This window comes from Bosea beijingensis, from assembly GCF_030758975.1.
GTDB classification, from domain to species: Bacteria; Pseudomonadota; Alphaproteobacteria; order Rhizobiales; family Beijerinckiaceae; genus Allobosea; species Allobosea beijingensis.
The window spans coordinates 1,545,395-1,571,855 of record NZ_CP132359.1 but is presented as its reverse complement, the minus strand read 5'-3'; the positions used below and the strand labels follow the sequence as shown (position 1 = coordinate 1,571,855).

Genomic DNA, 26,461 nt, shown 5'->3' with positions numbered 1-26,461 from the left:
GGCGCAGGCTCGTTTCCCGAACCGTCATCCCGTGTCTCCGCCTTCGATGAAATCCTGTCGGGCCTTATCCAGGGCTCGGAGGGCTCCGCGCCGGGCGAAGCAGGGTGAAACAAGGAAGGCCACATATGGCATTGTACGAGCATGTGCTGCTCGCGCGGCAGGATGTCAGCGCGCAGCAGGTCGAAGCCCTCGTCGAGCAGTTCAAGGGCGTCATCGAAGCGAATGGCGGCGCCATCCGCAAGGTCGAGTACTGGGGCGTCAAGTCCCTCGGCTACCGCATCAAGAAGAACCGCAAGGCTCACTACACGCTGCTGAACATCGAGGCTCCCTCCGCCGCCGTGCTGGAGATGGAGCGCCAGATGCGCATCAACGAGGACATTCTGCGCTTCATGACCGTCAAGGTCGAGGAGCTCGAGGAAGGTCCGTCGGCCATGCTGCAGAAGCGTGACCGCGAGGACCGTCCGGAGCGTGGCGGCGACCGTTTCGAGCGCGGCCCGCGCCGTGACCGTCCGCGTCGTGACGACGAAGCGACCGAAACCGCCGAAGCGGAGGCCTGAGAATGTCGACTGCATCCGCTGGCGCCCGTCGCCCCTTCTTCCGCCGCCGCAAGTCCTGCCCGTTCTCGGGCGAAGGCGCCCCGAAGATCGACTACAAGGACGTGCGTCTGCTCTCGCGCTACATCTCCGAGCGCGGCAAGATCGTTCCGTCCCGCATCACGGCGGTCTCCGCCAAGAAGCAGCGCGAGCTCGCCCAGGCGATCAAGCGCGCCCGCTTCCTCGGCCTGCTGCCCTACGTCATCCGCTGATCCGTCCGTTCGGATCCGGCAGACGCTAAATTCCGGAGGCGCTTTCCGCGCCTCCGGTTCTCGCTTTCAAGATCAACCAGTCGCCCGGCGGTGAAACTCCACCGGGTTCGTTGAGGCCGAGAGGCCTCTCACCCTGCCACACCGGATGGTGTGTGAGCAGCGGGACAGCAGGACGGACCAATGATTCCGATTGTCGGCATCGGCGCGGGCCTTGTTTCGGCCCTGCTCTTCTCAGTGGTGATCACCGGATCGCCGCTTGCCGCCTTGCTGTATTCGGCCGCTCCTCTCCCGATCTTCATCGCATCTTTGGGCTGGAACCACCGCTCCGGGCTGTTCGCCACGGCATCGGGTGCGCTCGCCGTCGCGATTGCTCTCGCTCCGACCGGCGGCATCGCCTTTGCCCTGATCATCGGCCTGCCGGCCTGGTGGATCGCCTATCTCGCCCTGCTCGCCCGCGGCGATGCCGAGGGCCGGGTCGAGTGGTATCCGCTCGGGAACCTGCTGCTCTGGATCGCCGCAACCGCTGCGCTCGCCACCGTCGGCAGCGCACTGGTGATGACTACCGATTACGACACCTATCAATCGGTTATCGCGCGCATGATCGAAAACCTGCTGAACGAGATGGTGCGCGGCAAGCTGATCGCCCTGCCCGGCGACGTCCAGGTCAAGGAACTCGCGCAGAGCCTGGCGCCGGCCGTGCCGCTCGGCATCGGCGCCTCCTTCGTCACCACCATCACCGCCAATCTCTGGCTCGCGGCCCGCACCGTGAAGATGTCCGACCGCCTGCCGCGGCCCTGGCCCTTCATCCCGTCGACGACGCTGCCGCGGCAGGCGCTGCTGCTCATGATCGCCGCCGCTTTCGTCGCGACGATCGGTGGCTTCGTCGGCGTCGCCGCCATGGCCTTCCTCGGCGCGCTGCTCGCCGCTTTCATGTTCAGCGGGCTCGCCACGCTGCACGATATCTCGCGCGGCAAGTCCTGGCGGATGCCGATGCTGATCTCGATCTATGTCGCCCTCGTCGTGATGCAGGCCGTGCTGACGCCGCTGCTCGCGATCGCCGGCGTCATCGACACGCTGCTCGGTTTGCGCAAGCACGCCGCGCTGCCGCCTCCGCCTAACCGTTCCTGACAACCTCGTCTCAAGACAGAACAAGGAGAAGACCCATGGAAGTGATCCTGCTCGAGCGCGTCGCCAAGCTTGGCCAGATGGGCGACATCGTGAAGGTCCGCGACGGCTTCGGCCGCAACTACCTGCTCGCCCGCGGCAAGGCGCTGCGCGCCACCGAGGACAACAAGAAGCGCTTCGAGAGCCAGAAGCTCGAGCTCGAGACCCGCAACCTCGAGCTGAAGTCCGAGGCCGATGCCGTCGCCGAGCGCCTGAACGGCCAGAGCGTCACCATCCTGCGCCAGTCGGGCGAGTCCGGCGTGCTCTATGGTTCGGTCTCGACCCGCGACATCGCCGAGGCCCTGACCAAGGACGGCTTCAATGTCTCGCGCGGCCAGGTGACGCTGAACACCCCGATCAAGACGCTCGGCCTGCACACGGTCCCGGTCGTGCTGCACCCGGAAGTCGCGGTCTCGATCACCGTCAACGTCGCCCGTTCGGCTGAAGAGGCCGAGCGCCAGGCCGCCGGCGAGAACGTCACGGCCCGCGAGGAGTTCGATCTCGACGATCTCGGCCTCGAGGTCGGTGCGGCGCTGGCCGAGGCCGGCGACGCCGAGCTCTGAGCCGAAACGCTCTCAAATCGAGTCAAGGGCGCCGTGGCAACACGGCGCCTTTTTCATTGCGGGGGCTGTGCAAAGGGGTGGATGGAACCGGAACCTGCTGGCACCGATTGTCAGAATGTTAAGTTAGCTTTCTGCCCGACTCAGCCATGCCGAGCTGCAAGGTTCCGCGGCTGATTGTCGGCTTGAATTCATCCAGCATTGATTTATCGGGACGGCCATGGCCACCGCTACTGCACTCGTTGCCCGCCTCGACAATCGCGAGGCCGAATTCCGCGTCCAGCCTCACAATATCGAGGCTGAGCAGGCGCTGCTGGGCGCGATCCTGGTCAATAACGACGCGTTCTACCGCGTCTCCGACTTCCTGCAGCCCGAGCATTTCTTCGAGCCGGTCCACCAGCGCGTCTACGAGCTGGTGTCGAGCATGATCCGCGCCGGCAAGATCGCGACGCCGATCACGCTGAAGACCTTCGTCAACGATATCGATCTCGGCGAGATCACGCCGAGCCAGTACCTCGCGCGTCTCGCCGCCGAGGCGACGACCGTCATCAACGCCGCCGATTACGGCCGGACGATCTACGACCTCGCCGTGCGCCGGCAGTTGATCGGCGTCGGCGAAGACCTGGTCAATATCGCCTATGACGCGCCGGTCGAGATGGCGCCGCGCGAGCAGATCGAGGATGCCGAGCGCCGGCTCTACGAACTCGCCGAAAAGGGCCGCTACGAGGGCGGCTTCCAGAAATTCGACGGGGCGCTGCGCCTCGCCATCGACATGGCGGCGAGCGCCTACCAGCGCGCCGGCGGTCTCTCCGGCATCTCGACCGGCCTGCGCGATGTCGACCAACGCATGGGCGGCCTGCAGCGCTCCGACCTGCTCGTACTCGCCGGGCGCCCCGCCATGGGCAAGACCTCGCTCGCCACCAACATCGCCTTCAACATCGCCAAGGCCTGGCGCGGCGAGCGGCAGGAGGATGGCTCGATCAAGTCGGTCGACGGCGGCATCGTCGGCTTCTTCTCGCTCGAAATGTCGGCCGACCAGCTCGCGACCCGTATCGTCGCCGAGCAGTCGAGCATCTCCTCCTACAAGATCAGGCAGGGCCGCATCACCGAGGGCGATTTCGCCCGGCTGACCGATGTCGCCGCCCAGATCGAGAAATTGCCGCTCTATATCGACCAGACCGGCGGCATCTCGATCGCGCAGTTGATGGCGCGCGCCCGGCGCCTGAAGCGCCAGAAGGGGCTCGACGTCCTGTTCATCGACTACCTGCAGCTCCTCTCCGGCTCGTCCAAGAACAGCCAGAACCGCGTGCAGGAGCTGACCGAGATCACGACCAGCCTGAAGGCGCTGGCCAAGGAGCTCAACGTTCCCATCATCGCGCTCTCGCAGCTCTCGCGTCAGGTCGAGAATCGCGACGACAAGCGCCCGCAACTCTCCGACCTGCGCGAATCCGGCTCGATCGAGCAGGACGCCGACGTGGTGATGTTCGTCTACCGCGAGGAATACTACCTCAAGGGCAAGGAGCCGCGGCCGGGCACCGAAGAGCACAACAAGTGGCAGATCGAGATGGAGGCGATGCACGGCGTCGCCGAGCTGATCATCGGCAAGCAGCGCCACGGCCCGACCGGCGCGGTGGCCTTGCAGTTCGACGCGGATGTGACACGCTTCTCCGACCGCGCCGACGAGTTGCGCCTTCCGGACCGTGAATGATGCCTGCCGACCTGACTGATTCCACCGCGTTCGGCGCGACGCTCACCATCGATCTCGACGCGCTGGTCTCGAACTGGCGCCTTCTCGGCAAGCGCGCCGGCACCGAGGCCGGCGCCGTGGTCAAGGCGGACGCCTATGGCATCGGCATCGAGCCGGCCGTGACAGCGCTGGCCAAGGCCGGCTGCAAGAGCTTTTTCGTCGCGCATGTCTCGGAAGCGATCCGGGCCCGCAAGGTCGCGCCGGACGCGACGATCTACGTGCTGAACGGGCTCCTGCCCGGCACCGCCGAGACCTTCGCCGCCCATGGTCTGTCGCCGGTGCTGGGCTCGCATGAGGAATTGCTGGAATGGGCCTCGTTCCGCCAGACCGGCGCGCAGGTCCGGCCGGCGGCTTTGCATGTCGACACGGCGATGAACCGGCTCGGCCTCTGGCCGGGCGAGGGGCTCAACCTCGCCCGCGAGCGCTCGGGCGTGATCGCAGCGGCGGGGATCGGGCTGTTGATGAGCCATTTCGCCTCCTCCGAGGACGAGGCCGACCCGGCCAATGCCCGCCAGATCGCCGCCTTCGCGGAGATCGCGGCGGCCCTGCCCGGTGTGCCGGCCTCGCTCAAGAATTCGTCGGGCCATTTCCTGAAGGACTGCCCGTCCTACCAGCTCACGCGGCCGGGCTACGCGCTCTATGGCGGCAATCCGACGCCGGGGCAGCCGAACCCGATGAAGCCGGTCGTGGGACTGGAAGCCACGATCATCCAGACCCGCGAGGTCGAGGATGGCACGCAGGTCGGCTATAACGGGCGCTGGACCGCCAAGGGCAAGCGCAAGCTCGCGACGATCTGCCTCGGCTATGCCGACGGCTATCCGCGCAATGGAAGCTGGACCGATAGCTCCACCGGCGGATCGGTGCTGATCGACGGCGTCTCCTGCCCCTTCGTCGGTTCGGTCTCGATGGACCTGATCATCATCGACGTGACCGATGCGCCGGCTGACGCGGCCAGGCGCGGCGCGAGCGTGACGCTGATCGGCGGCCCGCTTGATCTCGAAACGGTAGGCGGCGGCGCCAAGACGATCGGCTACGAGATCCTGACCAGCCTCGGCCGCCGCTACCACCGACGGTATGTGGGGCTGTAGAGAGTGGCTCATTCCCTTGTCATTCCGGGGCTTCGCGCCAGCGGAGAGCCCGGAATCCACGACCGGGCGAGCGGTTGCCACCGCGCTCGGCAAAGGTCACGCCAGATCGTGGATTCCGGGTTCACGGCTGCGCCGTGCCCCGGAATGACAATTTAGCGATGGCCAAGCGCGGACCGACCTATCACTGCCAGGCCTGCGGGGCGGTCTATCACCGCTGGCAGGGCAAGTGCGACGCCTGCGGGACGTGGTCCTCGCTGGTCGAGGACGCGCAAGCAGCGCCCGTTCCGGGTGGTGGCCGGCCCTCCTCCGGCGGGCGGGCGCGCGGGCGCGTCTTCGCGTTGGAGACGCTGAAAGGCGAGACGCAGGACGCACCGCGCATCGCCTCCGGCATCGGCGAGCTCGACCGCGTCACCGGCGGCGGCTTCGTGCCGGGCTCGGTGCTGCTGATCGGCGGCGACCCCGGCATCGGCAAGTCGACGCTCTTGATGCAGGCCTGCGCGGCGCTGGCACTGGGCGGTCGCCGCGTCGTCTATGTCTCGGGCGAAGAATCGACCGGACAGGTCAGGCTGCGGGCCGAGCGGATGGGACTGGCCGAGGCGCCGGTCGATCTCGCAGCCGAGACCAATGTCGAGGATATCGTCGCGACGCTGGGTCAGGGCGAGCGCCCTGCCCTCGTGGTGATCGATTCGATCCAGACGATGTGGTCGGGCGAGGTCGAGAGCGCGCCGGGCACGGTGACGCAGGTGCGCGGCTCGGCCCAGGCGCTGATCCGCTATGCCAAGACATCAGGCGTCTGCCTGATCCTCGTCGGCCACGTTACCAAGGACGGGCAGATCGCCGGCCCCCGTGTGGTCGAGCACATGGTCGATGCCGTGCTGTCCTTCGAGGGCGAAGGGGCGCATTCCTTCCGCATCCTGCGCGGCCAGAAGAACCGCTTCGGCGCAACCGACGAGATCGGCGTCTTCGAGATGACCGGCAAGGGCCTGTCGGAGGTCACCAACCCGTCGGCGCTCTTCCTGGCGGGCCGCGACCAGCCGGCGCCGGGCGCAGCCGTCTTCGCCGGCATGGAGGGCACGCGGCCGGTGCTGGTCGAAATCCAGGCGCTGGTCGCCCCGACCGCGCTCGGCACCCCGCGGCGCGCCGTCGTCGGCTGGGAGAACAGCCGGCTCGCCATGGTGCTGGCCGTGCTGGAGACGCATGGCGGCCTGCGGCTGGGCCAGCACGACGTCTATCTCAATGTCGCAGGCGGCCTGCGGGTCAACGAACCGGCCGCCGATGTCGCGGTCGCCGCGGCGCTGGTTTCCTCGCTCAGCGGGGCCACCCTGCCGCAGGAAGCGGTCTATTTCGGCGAGATCGCATTGTCTGGCGCGATTCGCCCCGTCGCCGTCGCTGCGGCGCGGCTCAGGGAAGCGGCCAAGCTCGGCTTCGAGGCCGCGCTGATGCCGGCCGGCGGCGCCGATCACGGAGACGGCAACGGGCTGAACCTGCGGCGTTTCGGCCATGTCACGGAACTCGTTGCGGATATCGCCGCACGTGCTCCTCGCAGAGATGTGAAATGACTTCGCCGAAAGGGTGACGGAAAGCCCCGGAACGCGTATAGCAAAGCCGAAACGGCCGCCCTGCTCCGGCCGGTCGGCACCTGACCACAGCAAAGCGGCCCTCCCAATGCCTGTCACCATTCTCGATCTCGTCGTCATCGGCGTGGTTCTGATCTCGGCTTTGCTCGCGGCCGTGCGCGGCTTCACGCGCGAAGTGCTCGCCATCGCCTCCTGGGTCGCCGCGGCGGCCGTCGCCTGGGTGTTCCATCCCCAGCTCGTGCCCTTCATCAAGCAGTACATCCCGGCAAGCTCGGCGCAGGACACGATCGCGCTGGTCGCCGCGATCGCGGCCCTGTTCCTGGGCACGCTGATCGTCGTCTCGCTGATCACGGCCCGGATTTCCGATTTCGTGCTGGATTCGCGCATCGGCGCGCTCGACCGCACGCTCGGCTTCGTCTTCGGCGCGGCGCGCGGCCTGCTGCTGGCAGTGATCGGCTACCTGTTCTTCGCCGCGCTGGTCGGCGCCGAGAAGATGCCGGTCTGGGCCAAGGACGCCAAGGCCAAGCCGATGCTGGAAGAGACCGGCCGCTCGCTGATCTCGATGCTGCCGCAGGACGTGAACGCCGATTTCATCAAGAACCTGCTGAAGAAGCCGGCCTCCGAGACCGCTCCGGAAGCACCGGCCGAGGAGCCGCGCAGCCCCGCGACGCCTGCACCGGTTGCACCTGCCCCAGCCCGTCCCTAATTAGCGCGTAGAACGAAAGCTCAAGCCCCGTCGCCTGGAGCCAGACATGATCTCGCAAACCGAGCGTGATGCCGCCTTCGACCCCAATGCCGACCGGCTGCGGGAGGAATGCGGCGTCTTCGGCATCTATGGCCATGCCGATGCCGCCGCGCTGACCGCGCTCGGCCTGCATGCGCTCCAGCATCGCGGCCAGGAGGCGGCCGGCATCGTCTCCTTCGACGGCAAGCGCTTCCATTCGGAGCGCCGCCTCGGCCTCGTCGGCGACGCCTTCTCGGAAGCCAGCGTCATCGACAAGCTCAAGGGCAAGCAGGCGATCGGCCATGTCCGCTACTCGACGACCGGCGAGACGATCCTGCGCAATGTCCAGCCGCTCTTCGCCGAACTGCATGGTGGCGGCTTCGCCGTCGCGCATAACGGCAACCTGACCAACGGGCTGACGCTGCGCCGCAATCTCGTCCGCGACGGCGCGATCTATCAGTCGACCTCCGATACCGAGGTATTGCTGCATCTCGTGGCGCGCAGCCGCAAGCAGCAGTTCGTCGACCGCTTCATCGAAGCGATCCGCCAGATCGAGGGCGCCTATGCCTTCGTCGGCATCACCAACAAGAAGCTGATCGGAGCCCGCGACCCTCTCGGCATCCGCCCGCTCGTGCTCGGCGAACTCGATGGCTGCCCGATCCTGACCTCGGAAACCTGCGCGCTCGACATCATCGGCGCCAAGTTCGTCCGCGAGGTCGAGAACGGCGAGGTCGTGATCATCTCCGAATCCGGGATCGAGAGCCACAAGCCCTTCCCGCCGGTGGCCGAGCGCCCCTGCATCTTCGAATACATCTATTTCGCCCGCCCCGATTCCATCGTGAAGGGCCGCAGCATCTATGAACGCCGCAAGGCGATGGGCGCTGTGCTGGCGCAGGAAGCGCCGACCGAGGCCGATGTCGTCGTGCCCGTGCCGGATTCCGGCGTTCCGGCGGCGCTGGGCTATGCCCAGGCCAGCGGCATCCCGTTCGAGCTCGGCATCATCCGCAACCACTATGTCGGACGCACCTTCATCGAGCCGACGCAGAAGGTCCGCGAGCTCGGCGTCAAGCTGAAGCATTCGGCCAATCGCTCGGTGGTCGAGGGCAAGCGCATCATCCTGGTCGACGATTCGATCGTGCGCGGCACGACCTCGTTCAAGATCGTGAAGATGATGCGCGAGGCCGGCGCCCGCGAGGTGCATTTCCGCATCTCGTCGCCGCCGATCACCCATCCCGACTATTATGGCATCGACACGCCGGACCGGGAGAAGCTGCTCGCCGCGACCCATTCGCTGGAGGAGATGCGCCAGTTCGTCGGCGCGGATTCGCTGGCCTTCATCTCGGTGGACGGGCTCTACCGCGCCATGGGCCACGAGCGCCGCGACCCGCAGCGCCCGCAATTCACCGACCATTGCTTCACCGGCGACTACCCGACCTCGCTGACCGACATGGTCGGCGAGAGCGCCAAGCAGCAGATCTCGCTGCTGGCCGAAGCCGGCTGAACGTTTCACGAATGGGGCTGTCATCCCGGGCGAAGCGAAGAGCAGACCCGGGATCCATGCCTGAACCTTCATCGGAAGCGCTCCGGCATGGATCCCGGATCGGCGCCGCTATCGCGGCTCGTCCGGGATGACGGCGCGTAGGGAAGCGGGACAACTCTCATCATGACCCAACCGCTCAAGGGGCGCGTCGCGCTCGTCACCGGCGCCTCGCGCGGCATCGGCCGTGCTGCGGCTCTCGCCTTCGCCGAAGCAGGCGCGCATGTCATCGCGCTCGCCCGCACCGCAGGCGCGCTCGAGGAGCTCGACGACGAGATCGCCGCGATCGGCGGCAGCGCCACGCTGGTGCCGCTCGACCTCGGCGATGCCGGCGGGCTGGAGAAGCTCGGCCATGCGGTGACGCAGCGCTGGGGCAAGCTCGACATCCTGCTCGCCAATGCTGGCGTGCTCGGCTCGCTGAGCCCGCTCGACCACGTCACCGAGAAGGACTGGGCCAAGGTCCTCGACATCAACGTCACCGCCAACTGGCGCCTGCTCAAGGCGCTCGATCCGGCGCTGCGTGCATCGGATGCCGGCCGCGTGCTGCTGATGACCTCGGGCGCCGCGCATAAATGCACGGCCTATTGGGGTCCCTACACCGTCTCCAAGGCCGCCGTGGAAGCGCTGGGGCGCACCTACGCGGCCGAGACCGCCACGACGCCGGTCAAGCTCATGCTGGTCAATCCCGGGCCGCTGCGCACCAAGATGCGGGCCGAGGCGATGCCGGGGGAAGACCCGGAAACGCTGAAAGCGCCGGAGGAGCTGGCCCCGCATCTGGTCCGGCTGGCTTCGCCCGACTGGACCGAGAGCGGCAAGATCTTCGACTTCCCGCAGGGCAAGGTGCTCACCCCGCAACTGCCTGTCTGAGACGCAGCCATCACCAAGACGAAGGAGACAGAGTGCTCTCGCCTTCCGTCCGCTGGTTCCTCACCGCTTCAGCCCTCGGCTTCACCGCCGCCCTGGTCGCGGCGCCGGCGCGTGCCGATGACGGCGCTGCGGCCGGCACGGCCACTTCAGTAGCGGAACTGCGCCAGACCTGCCGCTCGGGACATGACGAGCCTCCACCCGATCCGCTTGCGATCATCGCACGCCATGACAAGGCGCTCGCCGCCTGCAACGCGCTGATCGACCGTCACAATCTTGCGGGGCAGGCGCTCGTCACCACCCTTCTGGATCGCGCCGATCTCCTGGCACCGGGAACGGGCACAGCCTACACGCAGGCACTAGCCGACTATGCCCGTGTCATCGCTCTTGCACCGAAGATGTCCGTGGCGTTCTGGAAGCGCGGCCAGGCACGGCTGCTCTATATGCGGGACCTGCCGAGGGCGCTGAGCGACCTCGACACCGCCATCGGGCTCGATCCATCGCAGGCAGAGTTCTTCGTCACGCGTGCGTCGATCCAGGCCTCGCTCGGAGAGCCGACAAAAGCTTTGGGGGATCTCGATCGCGCCATCACCCTGGTGCCACATCTCGAACGGGCCTGGTCGCTCCGCGGCCTGACCCATTTCAACAATGGCGACACCAACCGGGCCATCGCCGATTTCGATGAAGCAATCCGCCTCGCGCCGGATGCCGACGACAATTATCGCTTCCGCGCCGCGGCCAAACGCGCCGCCGGCCGCGAGGCCGAGGCGGTTGCCGACGAAGCGAAAGCCGAGGCGCTGTCGGCGCGCTCTCCGGGCACGCCCGCGCCAGTCACTCGGCCCTGAGCCAGCGCAGCAGGCCGGCCTGGTCGCCGCTCTCGACGGCGGCTGCGACGCGCCGGCCGACCGCCGCGCCGAACTTGTAGCCGTGGCCGGAGCAGGCCGAGACCGCCGTCACCCGGCCGATCTGCCGCGACAGGAACTTGCGGTCAGCCGTGAAGGTGTAAGCGCAGGTCACGACGCGCTCGACCCGGTACTCGGCGATGCGCGCGAAGGGCGGCGCGAAATAGTCGCGAATCTGCTCGCCCTCGCCCGCCCGCGGCTCGCGCTCCTCGTCGGGCTGGCGCGGGCGCTTGTGGACACCGGCGCCGACCTTGAGACCCGTGCCGTCGACCGGCGGCAGGACATAGCCGTCGACCGAGCCGCCGACATCGACGATGACAGGGACAGCCTCCCAGGCCGCCTTCAAATCCGACGGCGGGTCGAGATAGGCGACGGCGGTGCGGTAGGTCGTCAGCACATCGGCAAGCTCCGGCAGGAGCTTCAGGACCCACGCTCCGGAACTGACCACGATGCGGTCGAAACTCGCCGCCTCGCCGTTGGCAAGGCCGATCCGGCCGGTCTCGGGATCGATCGCTGTGACCGTCGCGCCCTCGCGCAGGGTGACGCCGCGCTCACGCAACAGACGCACCATGTCGGCAGCGATGCGGGCAGGAAAGAGCGCGCCGCCTTCCGGGCTGAGATAGGCGTAGCGGATCGTCGCGGCGTCGACGAAGGGATAGCGCCGGGCGGTCTCCGCGGCGTCGTACAGCTCGTAGGGCGAGGCCATGCGGTCGAGGCCTTCGCGATACTCCTCGCCGTCGTCGCCCTCGGTCTGGGAGATGCCGAGCACGCCGCAAGCAGCATAATGCTGCTTGCCGAGATCGGCCCAGAGCTCGCTCCAGGCGTCGAAAGCCTCGGTGATGGTGCGGGCATAGCCGTCGGCGCCGCCATAGGCGCGGCGGATGATGCGGTGCTGGTCGCCCGAGGCCGCATAGGGGTTGGGGATCTGCCGCGCCTGCTCGAAGAGCGTCACCTCATGCCCGCGCTTGCTCAGCGACCAGGCGGTGGAAAGCCCGGCGATACCGGCGCCGACGACCGCGACCTTCATCAGCCCTTGCGCTCCTTGTCATAGGGATTGGCGCCGCCGCGACGATGCAGGCGGATCGGCGTGCCCGGAAGCTCGAAAGCGTCCCGGAGGTTGTTGACGAGGTAGCGGGTATAGGACACCGGCAGATGGTCGAGCTGGTTACCGAACAGCGCGAAGGTCGGCGGCCGGGCCTTGGCCTGCGTCATGTAGCGGATCTTGATGCGACGACCGGCGACAGCCGGGGGCGGATGCGCCGAGAGCACGCCTTCGAGCCAGCGGTTGATGCGCGCGGTCGAGACGCGACGGTTCCAGACCCCGTAGGCCGAGAACACGCCCTGCATCAGCTTGTCGATGCCTTCGCCGGCGAGGCCGGAAAGCGGAATGATCGGCACGCCGCGCACCTGCGCCAGCAGATGGTTGGCCTTCTCCTTGAGCTCGGCCAGCAGGCCCTGCTTGTCGGCGACGAGATCCCATTTGTTGAGGCCGATCACGACGGAGCGGCCCTCGCGCTCGGTCAGATCGACCAGCGTCAGGTCCTGCTTCTCGAAGGGGATGGTGGCGTCGAGCAGCACGACCACGACCTCGGCGAAGCGGATCGCGCGCAGCGAATCGGCGACCGAGAGCTTCTCCAGCTTCTCCTCGATGCGAGCGCGCTTGCGCATGCCAGCGGTGTCGAAGAGCTTGACCTTGCGACCGCGCCATTCCCAGTCGACCGAGATGGTGTCGCGGGTGATGCCGGCCTCGGGGCCGGTCAGCATCCGCTCCTCGCCGATCATGCGGTTGACCAGCGTCGACTTGCCGGCGTTCGGGCGGCCGATGATGGTGACGCGCAGAGGACGATCGGGATCGATATCCTCTTCGTCATCCGAATCAGCCGCGGGAACATCGGCCCAGGCCGCTTCGTCCTCGTCATCCTCGGATTCGTCGGCGATATAGGGCATCAGCGCCTCGAGCAGGTCCGAGGTGCCCTCGCCATGCTCGGCCGAGAACGGCACGGGGTCGCCGAGGCCGAGCCCGTAGGACTCGATGATGCCGTCAGTACCCTTCTTCCCCTCGGCCTTGTTGGCGAGCAGGATCACCGGCTTGCCGGAGCGGCGCACCAGATCGGCGAAAGGCTGGTCCATCGGCGTGATGCCGAGGCGGGCGTCGATCATGAAGAGCACGACATCGGCCTGCGCGATCGCCGTCTCGGTCTGGGCGCGCATGCGGCCGGCGAGCGAATCCTTGTCGGCCTCCTCGAGGCCGGCAGTGTCGATCACCTTGAAGCGGAGATGGCCGAGGGTGGCATCACCCTCGCGGCGGTCGCGCGTCACGCCCGGCCGGTCATCGACCAGTGCGAGCTTCTTGCCAACCAGCCGGTTGAACAGCGTCGACTTGCCGACATTGGGGCGCCCGATCAGGGCGACGATGGCTGTCATCAGATTTCACACATTTTCGCCGTCGTCCCGGCTCGCCGACGCGAGCAGCCGGGGCGGCGGCGCCGTTGGAGCCAAGCTCCGGTTCAGTTCTTCACCGTGACGGGGCCGCCACGGACCAAAGCGAGATAGAGCTCGACGCGCTGGCGCAGGGCCGCCGGCGCCTGCGGATCGGTGATCGCGGCGTCGAACCAGCGTCCGGCATCCTCGAAGAGATTGGCCTTGAGCGCCGCGATGCCGAGGAATTCGCGAGCGGTGTGGCGCCAGACGCCCTGCGCGGCCGCCAGCGGCTCCAAAGCCGCCTTGACCTCGGGATAGCCCGCGAGATCGACGCGCAGGATGCCGGCACGGAGCTTGGCGAGGTCGCGGGAGGTCTGGTCGAGCGAGGCGTCTGCGGCGAGCGCATCGAACACAGTGGCGCCGGCAGCCGCATCGCGCTTGGCGGCCTCGGCCGCGAGGCGGAAGCGGGCGATCAGGCGGTAGCCGGCCGGCGCCGTGGTCGAGAGCTCCTTCAGGATGGTCTCGGCCTGGGTAGCGTCGCCATCGCGCGAGGATTTCAGCGCCGCTTCGAGGCGTGCGCCGACGGCCTGCGAGGCCTGATTCTCGCGATGCAGCCAGAACTGCCATCCGGCAACGGCAAGCACAGCCAGCACGGCGAGGCTGGAAATCACCCAGCCATATTTCTTCCAAAGCTCCGCCGCTCGGTCGCGACGGACTTCCTCTTCGATCTCGCGAAAAATATCGGCCATTTGACTGTCAAAATCCCTGTTGGGAGCCCGGTAGCATTTTCAGCCGGGGAATGCGAGCCGGTTCAGCGCATGGAGCGTCGCACCCGATAGACGAGCGCGCTCCCGCCGTGGCAAATTTGACCCGGCCCTTGCTGCGCCCGCCCCGGACGGCCCTTTCAGCTTTCGGCCGTGGAGAGTTTCATGACGCAGACCATCACCGGACGGGCCGGCCTCGCCGCCCTCAGCTTTGCCGCCTTCGGGGCTCTGGCGACGCCCGCCGCGGCGCAGACCCAGCCGGTCAAGGTCAAGGTCTTCATCGCCGCGATGTTCGAGATCGGCGAGAATACCGGCGACCGGGCCGGCGAATTCCAGCACTGGTACGAGCGCTACTGGAAGGCGAGTGGGCCACATGAGGTCAAGGGCGCGCTGAAGCCGGTCTACTGCAACGGCGACGGCGTCTGCGGCGCCGTGCTCGGGATGGGCAAGGTCAATTCCTCGTCCTCGATGCAGGCGATCCTGCTCGACCCGGCCTATGATTTCTCGCAGGCCTATTTCGTGCTGAGCGGCGTTGCCGGCACGCCGCCTTCGCGCGGCACGATCGGCGACGTCTCCTGGGGGAGCTGGCTGGTCGATTACGATCTCGGCCATCGCTGGGCACCGGAGGAAGGCAAGCCGGGCGAGCCCGTCTTCATGCCGCGCAAGGGCTATGAGGCCTATCGCGTCTTCCAGCTCAACCCGCTGCTGGTGAAATGGGCGGTGAGGCTCGGCTCGGGCGTCAACCTGCAGGATTCGGATTCCGCCAAGCAGTACCGCATGCGCTATCCCGACAAGCAGGCGCAGGCCGCGCCCTCCGTGCAGGTCGGCACGCATATGACCGGCGACACCTTCTTCCATGGGCCCGGCCTGTCGAAAGAGGCGCAGTACATGGCCAAGCTCTACGGCGCCGACGATTATGTGATCACCGAGATGGAAGCCGCGGCGATCACGCTGGTGATCAAGCGGCAATTCGGCACCGACCGGATCATGAGCCTGCGCGGCGCGGTCAATTTCGACCAGGGCAACCCGAACGAGACGACGCTGCAGCATCTCGACCCGGCGCCGGGCCAGACGGCCGGCGGCTTCGCTGAGACCGTTGCCAATATCGAGGCCGTCGGATCGAAGATGGTCGATCACATCGTGGCGGAGTGGCCGGTCTGGCAGAAGGGCGCGCCAGCGCTGCCGGGGAAGTGAGCGGCTGAGATCGTCATTCGCGGGCGAAGCGCAGCTTCGACCCGAGAATCTCAGGACAAGAAGACACCGGTTTCCGCGATGCTCGGGTCAAGCCCGAGCATGACGGCGGCTGCGGGGTATCACCCAGTCCTGAACAACAAGCTGCCGTCGCCGTAGGAATAGAAGCGATATTGCTCTGCGATCGCATGGGCATAGGCCCGTTTCATGATGTCGAGTCCGCAGAAGGCGGAGACGAGCATGAACAGTGTCGAGCGCGGCAGGTGGAAATTCGTCATCAGCATGTCGACCGCGCGGAAGCGGTAACCCGGCGTGATGAAGATCGCAGTGTCGCCGGAGAAGGGCTGGATCGTGCCATCTGCCGCCGCCGCGCTTTCGATCAGGCGCAGCGAGGTCGTGCCGACGCAGACGATGCGCCCGCCCTTCGCCTTAGTGGCGTTCAACGCGGCAGCGGTCTCGGGCGAGACCGTGCCCCATTCGGCATGCATGCGATGCTCGTCGGTATCATCAGCCTTTACCGGCAGGAAGGTGCCGGCACCGACATGGAGCGTGACGAAATGCCGGCTGACGCCGCGCGCCTCCAAGGCCGCCAACAGCTCCGGGGTGAAATGCAGGCCCGCGGTCGGTGCGGCGACGGCGCCGTCCTTGCGAGCAAAGTTCGTCTGGTAGTCGGTGGTATCGGCGCTGTCGGTCGGGCGCTTGCCGGCGATATAGGGCGGCAGCGGCAATTCGCCGAGCCGTGCGATCGCCTCGTCGAGATAGGCGCCGGTCAGGCTGAACTGCAATTCGACCTCGCCGCCCTCGCCCTTGGCGATGACCTCGGCATGCAGGCGGCCGAGCTCGCAGGCATTGCTGGCGGCTTCCGAATCGAAAACCACGCGTTCACCGACGGAAAGCTTCTTAGCCGGCCGGGCGAAGGCGAGCCAGCGATCCTCGCTCTCGCGCTTGTGCAGCATGATCTCGACACGGGCCGAATCCGCGCCGCGATAACGCCGGCCACGCAGCCGCGAGGGGATGACGCGGGTGTCGTTGAGGACGAGCGCATCACCGGGCTGAAGCAGCGAGACGAGATCGCGGATGCCGCGATCCTCCAGCGGCTCGGGCGCATCGGGGCGCACTACGAGCAATCGCGCCGCATCGCGCGGGCTTGCAGGCCGCAGCGCGATGCGATCCTCGGGCAGGTCGAAATCGAAGAGATCGACGTTCACGACCGCAGCGTCCTTCTGGTCAAACGAAACGAGCCCTCACCCCATTGGCTGCGAGCGCCGCTCGCGTCCCGGGATGAGGGCTCGCCTCAAACTATCGAAGATCAGGCCGCGTCGGCCATCACCTTCATCGAGACGATCGAGTCGGGATCGCGCACCGGCTCGCCGCGCTTGATCAGATCGACATTGTCCATGCCTTCGACGACTTCCCCCCAGACGGTGTACTGCTTGTCGAGGAAGCGGGCGTCGTCGAACACGATGAAGAACTGGCTGTTGGCCGAGTTCGGGTTCTGGGCGCGAGCCATCGAGCAGATGCCGCGGACATGCGGCTCGGCGTTGAACTCCTGCTTCAGGTCCGGATAGCTCGAGCCGCCCGTGCCGGTGCCGTGCGGGCAGCCGACCTGGGCCATGAAGCCGTCGATGACGCGATGGAAGACGATGCCGTCATAGAAACCCTCGCGGGCGAGCAGCTTGATGCGCTCGACATGGCCCGGCGCGAGATCCGGACGCAGCTTGATCACCACCTTGCCCTTAGTGGTTTCCATGACGAGGGTGTTCTCGGGATCGAGGGACATCAGGTCTGCCTTTCATTGAGCCGCGCGCGGCCGTGGAAGCGGATGGTGAAGGGTCGCCCCGCGATACTCGCTCCGAGGCCCGCCGACAACCTCATCGGCGTGCAGTAGCGGATGGCGGCGACGGCGGATTCGCTGAAGCGCCGCTGGAATTCGGCATCGCCGCGCTTCGTCTCCCAGGTGACGCGCGGCTGGCCGAAGAGGCTGCCGTCGCGCCGGAGGCTGAAGCGGAGCGAGACCATCGCGCCGGTGAGCTCGCCTGGCAATGGCGGCGGACTCCAGCAGCGCCGGAGCGCCGGGGCGATCTGGTCGAGCCGGTCGACGGTTTCGGTGCCGTCCTGCGGCTCGTCAGGCGTGACCTGGCCGATCAGGCCGATCTCGCCGCCGCCCTGCAGGACGCGCGGCGTACCGAGCCGGCGCTGATCCAGGCCCGGCACGTCATTGCCGCTGAAGGGCCCGCCGACACCGGGATTGTAGCGCTGGCCGCTCTGCGGCGGCAGGATCGGGTTCTGCGAGCCCGAAGGCGGAGGCAGAACCGGATTCTGCGAACCGGAGGGCGGCGGCAGGCCGAGATCGCGCGTGTCCTGCGCGAGCGCTCCATTGACGCCGAGCGCCAGGGCGATCCCGATCAGGGCCGTCCGAACCATCGCCGTACCCCTCCCCGGCTCGCCCTGCCCCGCTCTATGCCGGCTTACTTGGCGTCGGCCTGCATGCGCATGCGGACGATCTTGTCCGGGCCGCTCACCTGGCCGTTATTGGCGCTGGAGCCCTTCTTGATCTTGCGCACGGCGTCCATGCCGGAGACGACCTCGCCGAAGAGCGTGTACTGGCCGGTCAGCGAGCCGCAGCCCTCGTAGCAGATGAAGAACTGCGAATTGGCCGAGTCCGGCGAGGATGAACGGGCCATGCCGAGCGAGCCGACCTTGTAGGGCGTGGGGGTGAATTCGGCGGGCAGGTTCGGCAGGTCGGACTTGCCGGTGCCGGTGCCGGTCGGGTCGCCGGTCTGGGCCATGAAGCCGTCGATGACGCGGTGGAAGACGATGCCGTCATAGAAGCCGCGCTTCACCAGCGCCTTGATCTGCTGGACATGCTTCGGCGCCAGGTCCGGCCGCAGGCGGATCGTCACCGGGCCGTCCTTGGTCTCGAGGATGACAGTGTTCTCCGGATCGGGCTTCGGCGTCTGGGCCTGGGCGAAACCGAACGAGGCGACGACGGCAAGGGCGGCGAGCGAGCTGCGCAGCATGAAGATCTCCATGGCCGCCAGTGAGCCCGGCGGATGCCGGTCGATAGCCCTATCCTTTGGCCGGAACAAGGCATTGCGTCGATCCGACACCTGCCCTTGCTGCACTGCACAAGTGCAAAGAAGACTAATCTTGCAAAAATTCCAGGCTTGAACTGCCTAAACTGATGACAGCGCCGTCACAATCGGCTAATCCTTCCAGCGCTGGGAGCGCTTTGCGGGTCGAAGCGCTGCGGACCAGGTCTTGGGAGGAACAAACGCCCGCCTTGCAAAACGAGTCGCACGCTTTTCGAAGACGTGTGCCGGTGCAGCGGTAAAAGCGGACTATCAAAGGCAAGGCATCGGCCTTGCCTTTTTTCTTGCGCGGTACCTCGGACGGGTGCGCCTGACCTAGTGCCCTTGTCATTCCGGGGCGCGCCAAAGGCGCAAACCCGGAAGGACAGAGGTGGCTCCCGGCCACAGATCGCAGTGATGGCGCCCTCTTCACGCAACGCCGGTCGCCAGAGGCCGCCACAGCTCTTCCCGCCCGGCTTCCGCCGACAGATCGAGCACGACGACGGTGCCGGACCTGATGCGCCGCCGCAGGCTGTCGGCAGGACCGGAAGCGAAGCGAAGCGCGCCCTGATCATGGAGCACCTGCAGTCGCGTTCGTGAAAGCCCCAGCTCGGACGCCAGCATACGATCCAGTCGCAGGCTGACCGGAAACGGAACCGTCAGTTCAATCGCCAGATGCGTCCAGTGGCGGACCTCGCACAGGACATCCTTGACGATGCTGCATTCCGGGAATTCGTCGATGCGCCGCGCCTTGCGTCGCAAGGCGTCGAGGTCGAACGCTTCCGCCTGAATCCAGAGCGGATCATTGGACTGAAGCGCCGCGAGAATACGGGGCTCAATGTCGCGGATGTTCCGCCGCTCGAAGATCGGGCGGTTCCAGGTCTTGTCGCAGTCGACGCATCTGTAGATCAGCCAGGCATCGAGGCTGCGGCCATTGGCGTTGAGCCTTACCTTTCCGCTGGAGCGGAAGGCTCTCGGCCCGCCGCAGCCGTTGCAGTTTATCCAGGGTTGGGGAGGGATTTGCGGCGTGATGGTCCAGCGGACCCGAAGTTTCGCGCACATAGCAGTCTTGGTCTTCCATTCGGAAGTTCACCAAGATGGCGCGTGAGAAACCCTTGTCGGGAGCGGTATGGCGGTGCTTCAGGCGGGCGAAGAGCAGAGACAGCGGGCGCTGTACTGGCACATTGGACAATGCCAAACCGGTCTCTCGCCGCCACCCGACGAACGTATTCATACGCCGATGGCAGGCCGCCACCGGCTGTACGGGTGAACTGGATTGAGACCGGACTTACTTAGGCAAAGCCTACCTCGACGTGCCAACGCTCTTCGACGTCAGCGATAGCAGGCGATCCGCGTCAGCGGGAGCCGTGCGCGGCCCAAAGCAGGAAGAACCGCGCGGCATGAGATAATTCTGCAACGTCGCGCGAAAACGCCTCAACACGCTCCGCGCGAAGCCGTGTCAGAGGTCGTAGGTCGCCCAGACATACCAGACGACGGCGAAGATCACCGCCGCGAGCAGCGAGGTGATGACCGCCTTCTTCAGCAGCCCGGGCAGCACCGGCGCGCCGGGTTCGGTGCCGGCCACGAAATCGCCCGCTTCATGCTGGCTGCGGATGCCGAAGGGCAGCACCGCGAAGAGCGTGATCCACCAGATCACGAAATAGAGGGCGAGGCTGCCGACGATGTTCATGCTGTCTTCCCGGCGAGCGCGATGCAGGAGAAGGCGACCTTCGCCTCGGTCGGCACGCCGAAGCGTGCGGTGTGCCGGGCCGGCAGGCCGCCGGGGAAATGCTTCACATATTCGGCATTGCAGGCGGCATAGTCGGCAGGGTCGGTGATCAGCATCGTCATCTGAACGACGCGGTCGAGCGAGCTTCCGGCTTCCGCGAGGATCTTCGCAATGTGGCCGAGCGCATTGCGGACCTCTGCGGCCGGCGTCTCGCCACGGTGGATGCCGCGGGCCGGATCATGCGGCGCCGAATGGCCGGAGACGAAGACTAGCCCTCCGGCAACGGTGGCAGCGCTGAAGGGGCGTGGCGAGCCGGCCTCGGGCTGGCCCAGGAAAGCGATCTCGGTCGAAGCGAAGTCGGTCATCGTCGTCAGGCCTGTTCGAGTTCGACCAGCGTGCCCAGGAAATCCTTGGGGTGCAGGAACAGCACCGGCTTGCCATGGGCGCCGATGCGCGGCTCGCCGGAGCCGAGGACGCGCGCGCCTTGCGTCTTCAGGCGATCCCGCGCTGCGAGTATGTCGTCGACCTCGTAGCAGATGTGGTGGATGCCGCCATCGGCGTTGCGCTCGAGGAACTTGGCGACCGGCGAATCGGCGCCGAGCGGCTCCAGCAACTCGATCTTGGTGTTGGGCAGCTCGACGAAGACGACGGTGACGCCGTGCTCCGGCTCGGCCTGCGGCTGCGAGACCCGCGCGCCGAGCGTGTCGCGATAGAGCGCCGTCGAGGCTTCGAGGTCCTTCACCGCTATGGCGACGTGGTTCAGGCGTCCGATCATCTGCATCCTCTCCGGCGTGGCTATGCGGCCTTTCTACACCTCGACCACCAGCGCATGCACCAGCGGCTTCTTGCCCCACTCCTCGTTGACAGCGCTGCGCACGCCACGCTCCAGCGCGTTGCGCAAGGCCTCGGGGTCGCGGCGGCGGGCCTTGGGGATATTGTCGATGAGATCGCCGACGGTATCGGCGACGAACTCGTCGAAATCGATGCCGCCGAGCGTGCGCGGCGGCAGGCCGAGCACGGCGATCTCCGGCTCGCCGGCGACGCCGCCCTTGTCGTCGATTGCGACCGCGATCGAGACGATGCCGGCGAAGGACAGGCGGCGACGCTCCTGGATCGTCCGCTCCAGCGCATTCACCAAGAGCGAGCCGTCCTGGTAGAGCCGGCCATGCTGGACTTCGTCGACCTTGCGGGCGCCCTCTCCCGAGATCGCGACGACGTCGCCATTGCCGGCGCGCAGGACGTGCTTGACGCCCAGGCTGCGGGCGAAGGTTTCGTGCTCAGACAAATGCAGGTCCTCGCCATGGGCGGGGATCGCGATCTGCGGCTTCAGCCAACCATAGAGACGGGCCATCTCCTCGCGGCGGGGGTGACCGGAGACATGGACGAGATGCGTCCGGTCGGTGATGATCTCGATCTTGTCGCGGGCGAGCGCGTTCAGGATGTTGCCGACCGATTTCTCGTTGCCGGGGATGGTGCGCGACGAGAAGATCACGCGGTCGCCCGGCGAGAGGGCGATCTCGGGATGGTCGTCCGAGGCGATGCGCGAGAGCGCGGCACGCGGCTCGCCCTGGCTGCCGGTGACCAGGGCGACGACCTTGTCGCGCGGCAGGTAGCCATAGGCGTCGACCGCACGGAAACCGGGGATGCCGTCGAGATAGCCGCATTCGCGGGCGACGTCGATGACGCGGTCCATGGCGCGACCGACGACCACGACCTCGCGGTCGTTGGCCATCGCGGCTTCCGCGACGGCGCGCAGGCGCGCGACATTGGAGGCGAAGGTGGTGACGGCGACGCGCCCCGGTGCGGACGCGACCAGTTCCTTCATCTTGGCGGCGACATCGGCCTCGCTCGGGCTGGTGCCGTCGCGCATGACATTGGTGGAATCGCAGACCAGCGCCAGCACGCCTTCGTCGCCGAGCTCGCGCAGGCGCTTCTCGTCGGTCGGCAGGCCGACGCGCGGAGTCGGGTCGATCTTCCAGTCGCCGGTATGGACGACGAGGCCGGCCGGCGTGCGGATCGCGAGCGCGTTCGATTCCGGGATCGAATGGGCCACAGGCACGAACTCGATGTCGAACGGGCCGAGCGTGATCGCCCCGCCCTGCGGAACGACATTGATCTCGACATTGGGCGCGCCGGGCTCGGAGAGGCGGCGTGTCGCGAGCAGGCCCGCGGCGAAGCGCGTGCAATAAACCGGTGCGCGTAGCGAGGGCCAAAGCGCGGCGAGCGCGCCGATATGATCCTCATGGGCGTGGGTGATGACGATGCCGAGGAGGTTCGCCCGTTCCTCGATGATGTAGCGCAGGTCGGGCAGGACGATATCGACGCCCGGCGCCTCCGGCCCGGCAAAGGACAGGCCGCAATCGACCAGGATCCACTTTCGTCGGCCCTCGGGCCCGAAGCCGTAGAGAGCGGCGTTCATGCCGATCTCGCCGAGGCCGCCGAGGGGAACGAAAACGAGCTGGTCGCTGGAGCGGGTCACTGGCAATCCTGATTGTGGCAGTGGCTTGATCTAATGCCGCGTGATGGCAAGGAGCCCTAGCACGCCAGCGATTTAGCCTCCAGATCGACGGAGGTCGAGCGATGGCAGGATCAGGCGGGTAGGCCGAAGAAGAGGTCACCGGCATCGATCACGCGCCGGCCGGCTTCGGTTTCGAGTTCGAGGCGCCCCGTCGGGTCGAGGCCGATGAAGGTGCCGGCGAGCGGCCCCTCGGGCAGGCGGATGGTGATGGTCTCGCCGAGGAAGGCGGCGCGCTCCAGCCAGGCGGCGCGGGTCGGGCCGAAACCGCCGGGTTGCGACCAGATGGCAAAGCGCTGGGCGAAGGCGTCGCTCAGGCCCGTCAGCATGGCCTCGACATTGGCCTGGGGAGCGGTGGCCTTAAGGAAGGTCGCGGGATAGGGCGTGTCCGCCGGGCAGGACGCGATGTTGACGCCGCAGCCCACGATGACGTTGAAGCGCCCTGCCCGACTCTCGCCCTCCAGCAGCAGGCCGGAGGTCTTGGCGCGACCAAGCAGCAGGTCGTTGGGCCATTTCAACCTGAGGCCGGAGGCGGCCGGGCCGAGCAGCTTCGCGGCGGCGTCATGCAGGGCGAGGCCCACGACGAAGCCAAGTTGAGGCGCCAGTGCGGGCTCGCACGGATCGGTCAGCAGCAGGCTGGCGTAGAGATTGCCGGGCGGGGAGCCCCATTGCCGGCCATGGCGCCCGCGGCCGGCGTTCTGGCTGCGGGCAACGATCCAGAGCTTGCCCGGCTCGCCCTGGTCGAGCGCACGACGGGCCTCCTCCATGGTGGAGCCGACCTCGTCACGGACGATCAGACGATAGCCCGCGGCGCGCGCGGCCTCACCAAGCACGCGTCGCCAGCTCAGAAGAGCGACTTCGCCGCGGCGGCCGCCGAGTCGAACAGCGGCGCAGGAACCAGCGAGAGCACCAGCACGAAGATCGCCGAGACCAGCAATACGGTGCGCACGCCGAGATCGGCCTTTTCGAAGGCCGGCTTCGGCTCGTCGAAATACATCACCTTGACGAGGCGCAGGTAGTAATAGGCGCCGACGACGCTGGTCAGCACGCCGATCACGGCGAGCACATAAAGCTTGGCATTGATCGCGGCCAGGAAGACGTACCACTTGGCCCAGAAGCCGGCGAGCGGCGGGATGCCGGCAAGCGAGAACATCATCATCGCCATCGCGAAAGCCATCCAGCCATTGGTGCGGGACAGGCCGGCGAGCTCCGAGATGTCCTCGACGAGCTTGCCGTCGCGGCGCATCATCAGCACGCAGGCGAAGGCAGCGAGCGTCGTGGCGAGATAGATCGCCATATAGGTCATAACACCCTGCACGCCCTCGGCCGTGCCGGCAGCGAGGCCGACCAGCGCATAGCCCATATTGGCGATCGAGGAATAAGCGAGCAGGCGCTTGATGTTGCGCTGGCCGATCGCGGCGAAGGCGCCGAGGCCCATCGATGCGATCGAGATGAAGACGATGATCTGGCGCCAGTCATGGATCGCGCCGGGGAAGGCGCCGATGAAGACGCGGATCACCATCGCCATGGCGGCCATCTTGGGCGCCGATGCGAAGAAGGCGGCGACCGGGGTGGGCGCGCCCTCGTAGACGTCCGGAGTCCACATGTGGAACGGCACGGCCGAGATCTTGAAGGCGACGCCGGCCGCGATGAAGACGATGCCGAGGATGAGGCCGATGCCGGCATGGCCGCCGGCCGTCGCAGCCGCGATGCCCGGGAAGGTTACGGTGCCGGTGAAGCCATAGACCAGCGAGCCGCCATAGAGCAGCATGCCGGAGGAGAGCGCGCCGAGCACGAAATACTTCAGGCCGGCCTCGGTCGACTTCGCGTTGTCGCGGTCGAAGGCGGCGACGACATAGAGCGCCAGCGACTGCAGTTCGAGGCCGACATAGAGGCTGATGAGATCGTTGGCCGAGATCATCATCATCATGCCGATGGTCGAGAGCACGACGAGGATCGGGAACTCGAAGCGCATCGTGCCCTGGCGCCGCAGCGTATCGGCCGACAGCAGGATCGCGGCGCCGGCACCGAGCAGCGTCAGCACCTTCATGAAGCGAGCGAAACCGTCGACGATGAAGCCGTCGTTGAAGGTCAGCATCTTGCCGGTGCCGGACACGACCATGACCAGTGCGACCGCCAGCAGCGCCAGCGCCAGCCCTTCGAGCAGGCGCGTCGAGCGCTCGCCCTGGATCGCGCCGACCAGCACCATGGCAATGGCGCCGAGGGCGAGGATGATTTCCGGCAGGGCCGGGCCGAGAGCGGGCAGAGCCATGACGAGACCTTACTGCGCGACCGCCAGCGCCGTCTTCGCGACGGCGAGGGCTGCCTGATAGTTCTTGATGAGCGCTTCGGTCGGCGCCGCGAAGGCGTCGAGGATCGTGTGCGGCTGGATGCCGTACCAGATCGTCAGCAGGACGAGCGGGACCAGCGTCACGTATTCGCGGACGTTCAGGTCCTTGATGTCCTTCAGCTCGGGCTTCACCAGTTCGCCGAACACGACCCGGCGATAGAGCCAGAGCGCGTAGGCCGCCGAGAGGATGACACCGGACGTCGCGAAGAACGCCACCCAGGGATTGGCGCGGAAGGCGCCGAGCAGCGTCAGGAATTCGCCGACGAAGCCGGCCGTGCCGGGCAGGCCGACATTGGCCATGGTGAAGACCATGAACATGACGGCATAGGCCGGCATCCGCTTCACGAGGCCGCCATAGGCCGCGATCTCGCGGGTGTGCATGCGGTCGTAGATCACGCCGACGCAGAGGAAGAGCGCGCCGGAGACCAGCCCGTGGCTGACCATCTGGAACATCGCGCCCTGGATGCCCTGCGGCGTCAGGGTGAAGAGGCCCATCGTCACGAAGCCCATATGGGCGACCGAGGAATAGGCGATCAGCTTCTTCATGTCCTCCTGCATCAGCGCCACCAGCGAGGTGTAGACGATGGCGACGACAGAGAGGGCGAAGACCATCGGCGCGAACAGTGCCGAGGCTTCCGGGAACATCGGGATCGAGAAGCGGATGAAGCCGTAGCCGCCCATCTTCAGCAGGATCGCCGCCAGGACGACCGAGCCGGCGGTCGGCGCCTCGACGTGGGCATCGGGCAGCCAGGTATGGACCGGCCACATCGGCATCTTCACCGCGAAGGAGGCGAAGAAGGCCAGCCACAGCCAGGTCTGCATCTGCGACGGGAACTTGTGCGCCAGCAGCGTAGGGATGTCGGTGGTGCCGGCGTTCCAGTACATCGCCATCACGGCGAGCAGCATCAGCACCGAGCCGAGCAGCGTGTAGAGGAAGAACTTGTAGGAGGCGTAGACGCGCCGCTTGCCGCCCCAGATGCCGATGATCAGGAACATCGGGATCAGGCCTGCCTCGAAGAACAGGTAGAACAGCACGAGGTCGAGCGCCGCGAAGACGCCGATCATCAGCGCTTCCAGCACCAGGAACGCGATCATGTATTCGCGCACGCGCTTCTGGACCGAGGTCCAGGAGGCGATGATGCAGAACGGCATCAGGAACGCCGTCAGCACGATGAAGGGGAAGGAGAACCCGTCGACGCCGAGCTTGAACTTGATCGCATCCGAGACCCAGGCGTGGGTCTCGACAAGCTGAAAGCCGGGATTGGCGGTGTCGAACCGACTCCAGGCGACGCAGGCGAGAGCGAAGGTCAGGACCGTCGTGAACAGAGCGATCCAGCGCGCATTGGAATCGACGGCCGACTGATCGCCGCGCTGGACGATGATCAGGATGGCGCCGACCAGCGGCAGAACCAGAAGACCGGTGAGGATACCGAAGCCGAAGAAGGACATCAT

Annotated in this window: 27 protein-coding genes; 12 read left to right on the top strand and 15 right to left on the bottom strand. The window is 66.9% G+C overall.

All coding sequences use genetic code 11. The features are described 5' to 3' along the window. Positions 1–125 precede the first annotated feature (125 nt). The 11 genes from rpsF to Q9235_RS07585 all read left to right on the top strand — a co-directional run bounded on the left by rpsF (position 126) and on the right by Q9235_RS07585 (position 10,911). The gene (rpsF, locus tag Q9235_RS07635) at positions 126–557 is read left to right on the top strand and encodes a 30S ribosomal protein S6 (RefSeq protein ID WP_293806327.1); all 432 of its coding nucleotides are present in this window, start codon (positions 126–128) and stop codon (positions 555–557) included. Between the two features lie 2 nt (positions 558–559). Then, complete coding sequence (gene rpsR / locus Q9235_RS07630; protein ID WP_038367644.1) at positions 560–805, top strand: 30S ribosomal protein S18; 246 nt, start codon at positions 560–562, stop codon at positions 803–805. Between the two features lie 180 nt (positions 806–985). Further along, complete coding sequence (locus tag Q9235_RS07625; RefSeq protein WP_306226209.1) at positions 986–1,933, top strand: DUF2232 domain-containing protein; 948 nt, start codon at positions 986–988, stop codon at positions 1,931–1,933. A 35-nt stretch (positions 1,934–1,968) separates the two neighbouring features. Next, entirely contained in the window at positions 1,969–2,532 is a 564-nt protein-coding gene (gene rplI, locus Q9235_RS07620; RefSeq protein ID WP_306226208.1) for a 50S ribosomal protein L9, read from the top strand. A 217-nt stretch (positions 2,533–2,749) separates the two neighbouring features. After that, positions 2,750–4,237 (top strand): replicative DNA helicase, encoded by a 1,488-nt coding sequence (locus tag Q9235_RS07615; RefSeq protein ID WP_306226207.1) that lies wholly within the window; start codon positions 2,750–2,752, stop codon positions 4,235–4,237. After that, positions 4,237–5,364, top strand: coding sequence for an alanine racemase (gene alr, locus Q9235_RS07610; protein ID WP_422678354.1), 1,128 nt, complete (start codon positions 4,237–4,239; stop codon positions 5,362–5,364). The genes Q9235_RS07615 and alr overlap by 1 nt, the downstream gene beginning before the upstream one ends. A gap of 158 nt (positions 5,365–5,522) precedes the next feature. Continuing rightward, on the top strand, positions 5,523–6,923 hold the full coding sequence (gene radA / locus Q9235_RS07605) for a DNA repair protein RadA (RefSeq protein WP_306226205.1): 1,401 nt from the start codon (positions 5,523–5,525) through the stop codon (positions 6,921–6,923). Between the two features lie 106 nt (positions 6,924–7,029). Then, the gene (locus Q9235_RS07600; protein WP_306226204.1) at positions 7,030–7,647 is read left to right on the top strand and encodes a CvpA family protein; all 618 of its coding nucleotides are present in this window, start codon (positions 7,030–7,032) and stop codon (positions 7,645–7,647) included. A 46-nt stretch (positions 7,648–7,693) separates the two neighbouring features. Then, positions 7,694–9,166, top strand: a complete 1,473-nt coding sequence (purF, locus tag Q9235_RS07595; RefSeq protein WP_306226203.1) for an amidophosphoribosyltransferase — start codon at positions 7,694–7,696, stop codon at positions 9,164–9,166. Positions 9,167–9,328: 162 nt separating this feature from the next. After that, positions 9,329–10,069, top strand: coding sequence for an SDR family NAD(P)-dependent oxidoreductase (locus tag Q9235_RS07590; protein WP_306226202.1), 741 nt, complete (start codon positions 9,329–9,331; stop codon positions 10,067–10,069). Between the two features lie 32 nt (positions 10,070–10,101). Continuing rightward, a complete protein-coding gene (locus Q9235_RS07585) occupies positions 10,102–10,911 on the top strand; it encodes a tetratricopeptide repeat protein (RefSeq protein WP_306226201.1) in 810 nt (269 codons plus the stop codon). On the opposite strand, the gene Q9235_RS07580 is transcribed toward Q9235_RS07585, so the two are convergent. From Q9235_RS07580 to Q9235_RS07570, 3 genes are all read right to left on the bottom strand, one after another. Next, positions 10,898–11,995: an NAD(P)/FAD-dependent oxidoreductase gene (locus Q9235_RS07580; RefSeq protein ID WP_306226200.1), complete on the bottom strand. Its 1,098-nt coding sequence runs from the start codon at positions 11,993–11,995 to the stop codon at positions 10,898–10,900. The genes Q9235_RS07585 and Q9235_RS07580 overlap by 14 nt on opposite strands. After that, positions 11,995–13,392, bottom strand: a complete 1,398-nt coding sequence (gene der / locus Q9235_RS07575; protein ID WP_306226199.1) for a ribosome biogenesis GTPase Der — start codon at positions 13,390–13,392, stop codon at positions 11,995–11,997. The genes Q9235_RS07580 and der overlap by 1 nt, the downstream gene beginning before the upstream one ends. Before the next feature lie 83 nt (positions 13,393–13,475). Next, positions 13,476–14,138, bottom strand: a complete 663-nt coding sequence (locus Q9235_RS07570) for a tetratricopeptide repeat protein (protein WP_306226198.1) — start codon at positions 14,136–14,138, stop codon at positions 13,476–13,478. 180 nt (positions 14,139–14,318) lie between these two features. On the opposite strand from Q9235_RS07570, the gene Q9235_RS07565 reads away from it, so the two are divergent. Next, on the top strand, positions 14,319–15,347 hold the full coding sequence (locus Q9235_RS07565) for a purine-nucleoside phosphorylase (protein WP_306226197.1): 1,029 nt from the start codon (positions 14,319–14,321) through the stop codon (positions 15,345–15,347). A 119-nt stretch (positions 15,348–15,466) separates the two neighbouring features. On the opposite strand, the gene queA is transcribed toward Q9235_RS07565, so the two are convergent. The 12 genes from queA to Q9235_RS07505 form a co-directional block, all read right to left on the bottom strand. Continuing rightward, positions 15,467–16,552: a tRNA preQ1(34) S-adenosylmethionine ribosyltransferase-isomerase QueA gene (queA, locus tag Q9235_RS07560; RefSeq protein WP_306226196.1), complete on the bottom strand. Its 1,086-nt coding sequence runs from the start codon at positions 16,550–16,552 to the stop codon at positions 15,467–15,469. A gap of 101 nt (positions 16,553–16,653) precedes the next feature. Continuing rightward, a complete protein-coding gene (locus tag Q9235_RS07555; RefSeq protein WP_091859044.1) occupies positions 16,654–17,124 on the bottom strand; it encodes a peptidylprolyl isomerase in 471 nt (156 codons plus the stop codon). Beyond that, positions 17,124–17,768 (bottom strand): hypothetical protein, encoded by a 645-nt coding sequence (locus tag Q9235_RS07550; protein ID WP_306226195.1) that lies wholly within the window; start codon positions 17,766–17,768, stop codon positions 17,124–17,126. Before Q9235_RS07550 ends, Q9235_RS07555 begins: the two co-directional genes overlap by 1 nt. Positions 17,769–17,812: 44 nt before the next feature. Continuing rightward, a complete protein-coding gene (locus Q9235_RS07545) occupies positions 17,813–18,364 on the bottom strand; it encodes a peptidylprolyl isomerase (protein ID WP_306226194.1) in 552 nt (183 codons plus the stop codon). 480 nt (positions 18,365–18,844) lie between these two features. Further along, on the bottom strand, positions 18,845–19,477 hold the full coding sequence (locus Q9235_RS07540) for a DUF1062 domain-containing protein (protein WP_306226193.1): 633 nt from the start codon (positions 19,475–19,477) through the stop codon (positions 18,845–18,847). 397 nt (positions 19,478–19,874) lie between these two features. Next, positions 19,875–20,105, bottom strand: a complete 231-nt coding sequence (locus Q9235_RS07535; protein ID WP_306226192.1) for a DUF1467 family protein — start codon at positions 20,103–20,105, stop codon at positions 19,875–19,877. Next, a complete protein-coding gene (locus Q9235_RS07530; RefSeq protein WP_306226191.1) occupies positions 20,102–20,509 on the bottom strand; it encodes a RidA family protein in 408 nt (135 codons plus the stop codon). The genes Q9235_RS07535 and Q9235_RS07530 overlap by 4 nt, the downstream gene beginning before the upstream one ends. Before the next feature lie 5 nt (positions 20,510–20,514). Then, on the bottom strand, positions 20,515–20,919 hold the full coding sequence (gene mce / locus Q9235_RS07525; RefSeq protein ID WP_306226190.1) for a methylmalonyl-CoA epimerase: 405 nt from the start codon (positions 20,917–20,919) through the stop codon (positions 20,515–20,517). Positions 20,920–20,952: 33 nt separating this feature from the next. Then, positions 20,953–22,623, bottom strand: a complete 1,671-nt coding sequence (locus Q9235_RS07520) for a ribonuclease J (protein WP_306226189.1) — start codon at positions 22,621–22,623, stop codon at positions 20,953–20,955. Positions 22,624–22,733: 110 nt separating this feature from the next. Continuing rightward, positions 22,734–23,492: a biotin--[acetyl-CoA-carboxylase] ligase gene (locus tag Q9235_RS07515; RefSeq protein ID WP_306226188.1), complete on the bottom strand. Its 759-nt coding sequence runs from the start codon at positions 23,490–23,492 to the stop codon at positions 22,734–22,736. An 11-nt stretch (positions 23,493–23,503) separates the two neighbouring features. After that, positions 23,504–24,931 carry an NADH-quinone oxidoreductase subunit NuoN gene (nuoN, locus tag Q9235_RS07510; RefSeq protein WP_306226187.1) on the bottom strand — a complete coding sequence of 476 codons (1,428 nt, stop codon included), beginning with the start codon at positions 24,929–24,931 and terminating at the stop codon, positions 23,504–23,506. Positions 24,932–24,940: 9 nt separating this feature from the next. Next, positions 24,941–26,461, bottom strand: coding sequence for an NADH-quinone oxidoreductase subunit M (locus Q9235_RS07505; protein WP_306226186.1), 1,521 nt, complete (start codon positions 26,459–26,461; stop codon positions 24,941–24,943).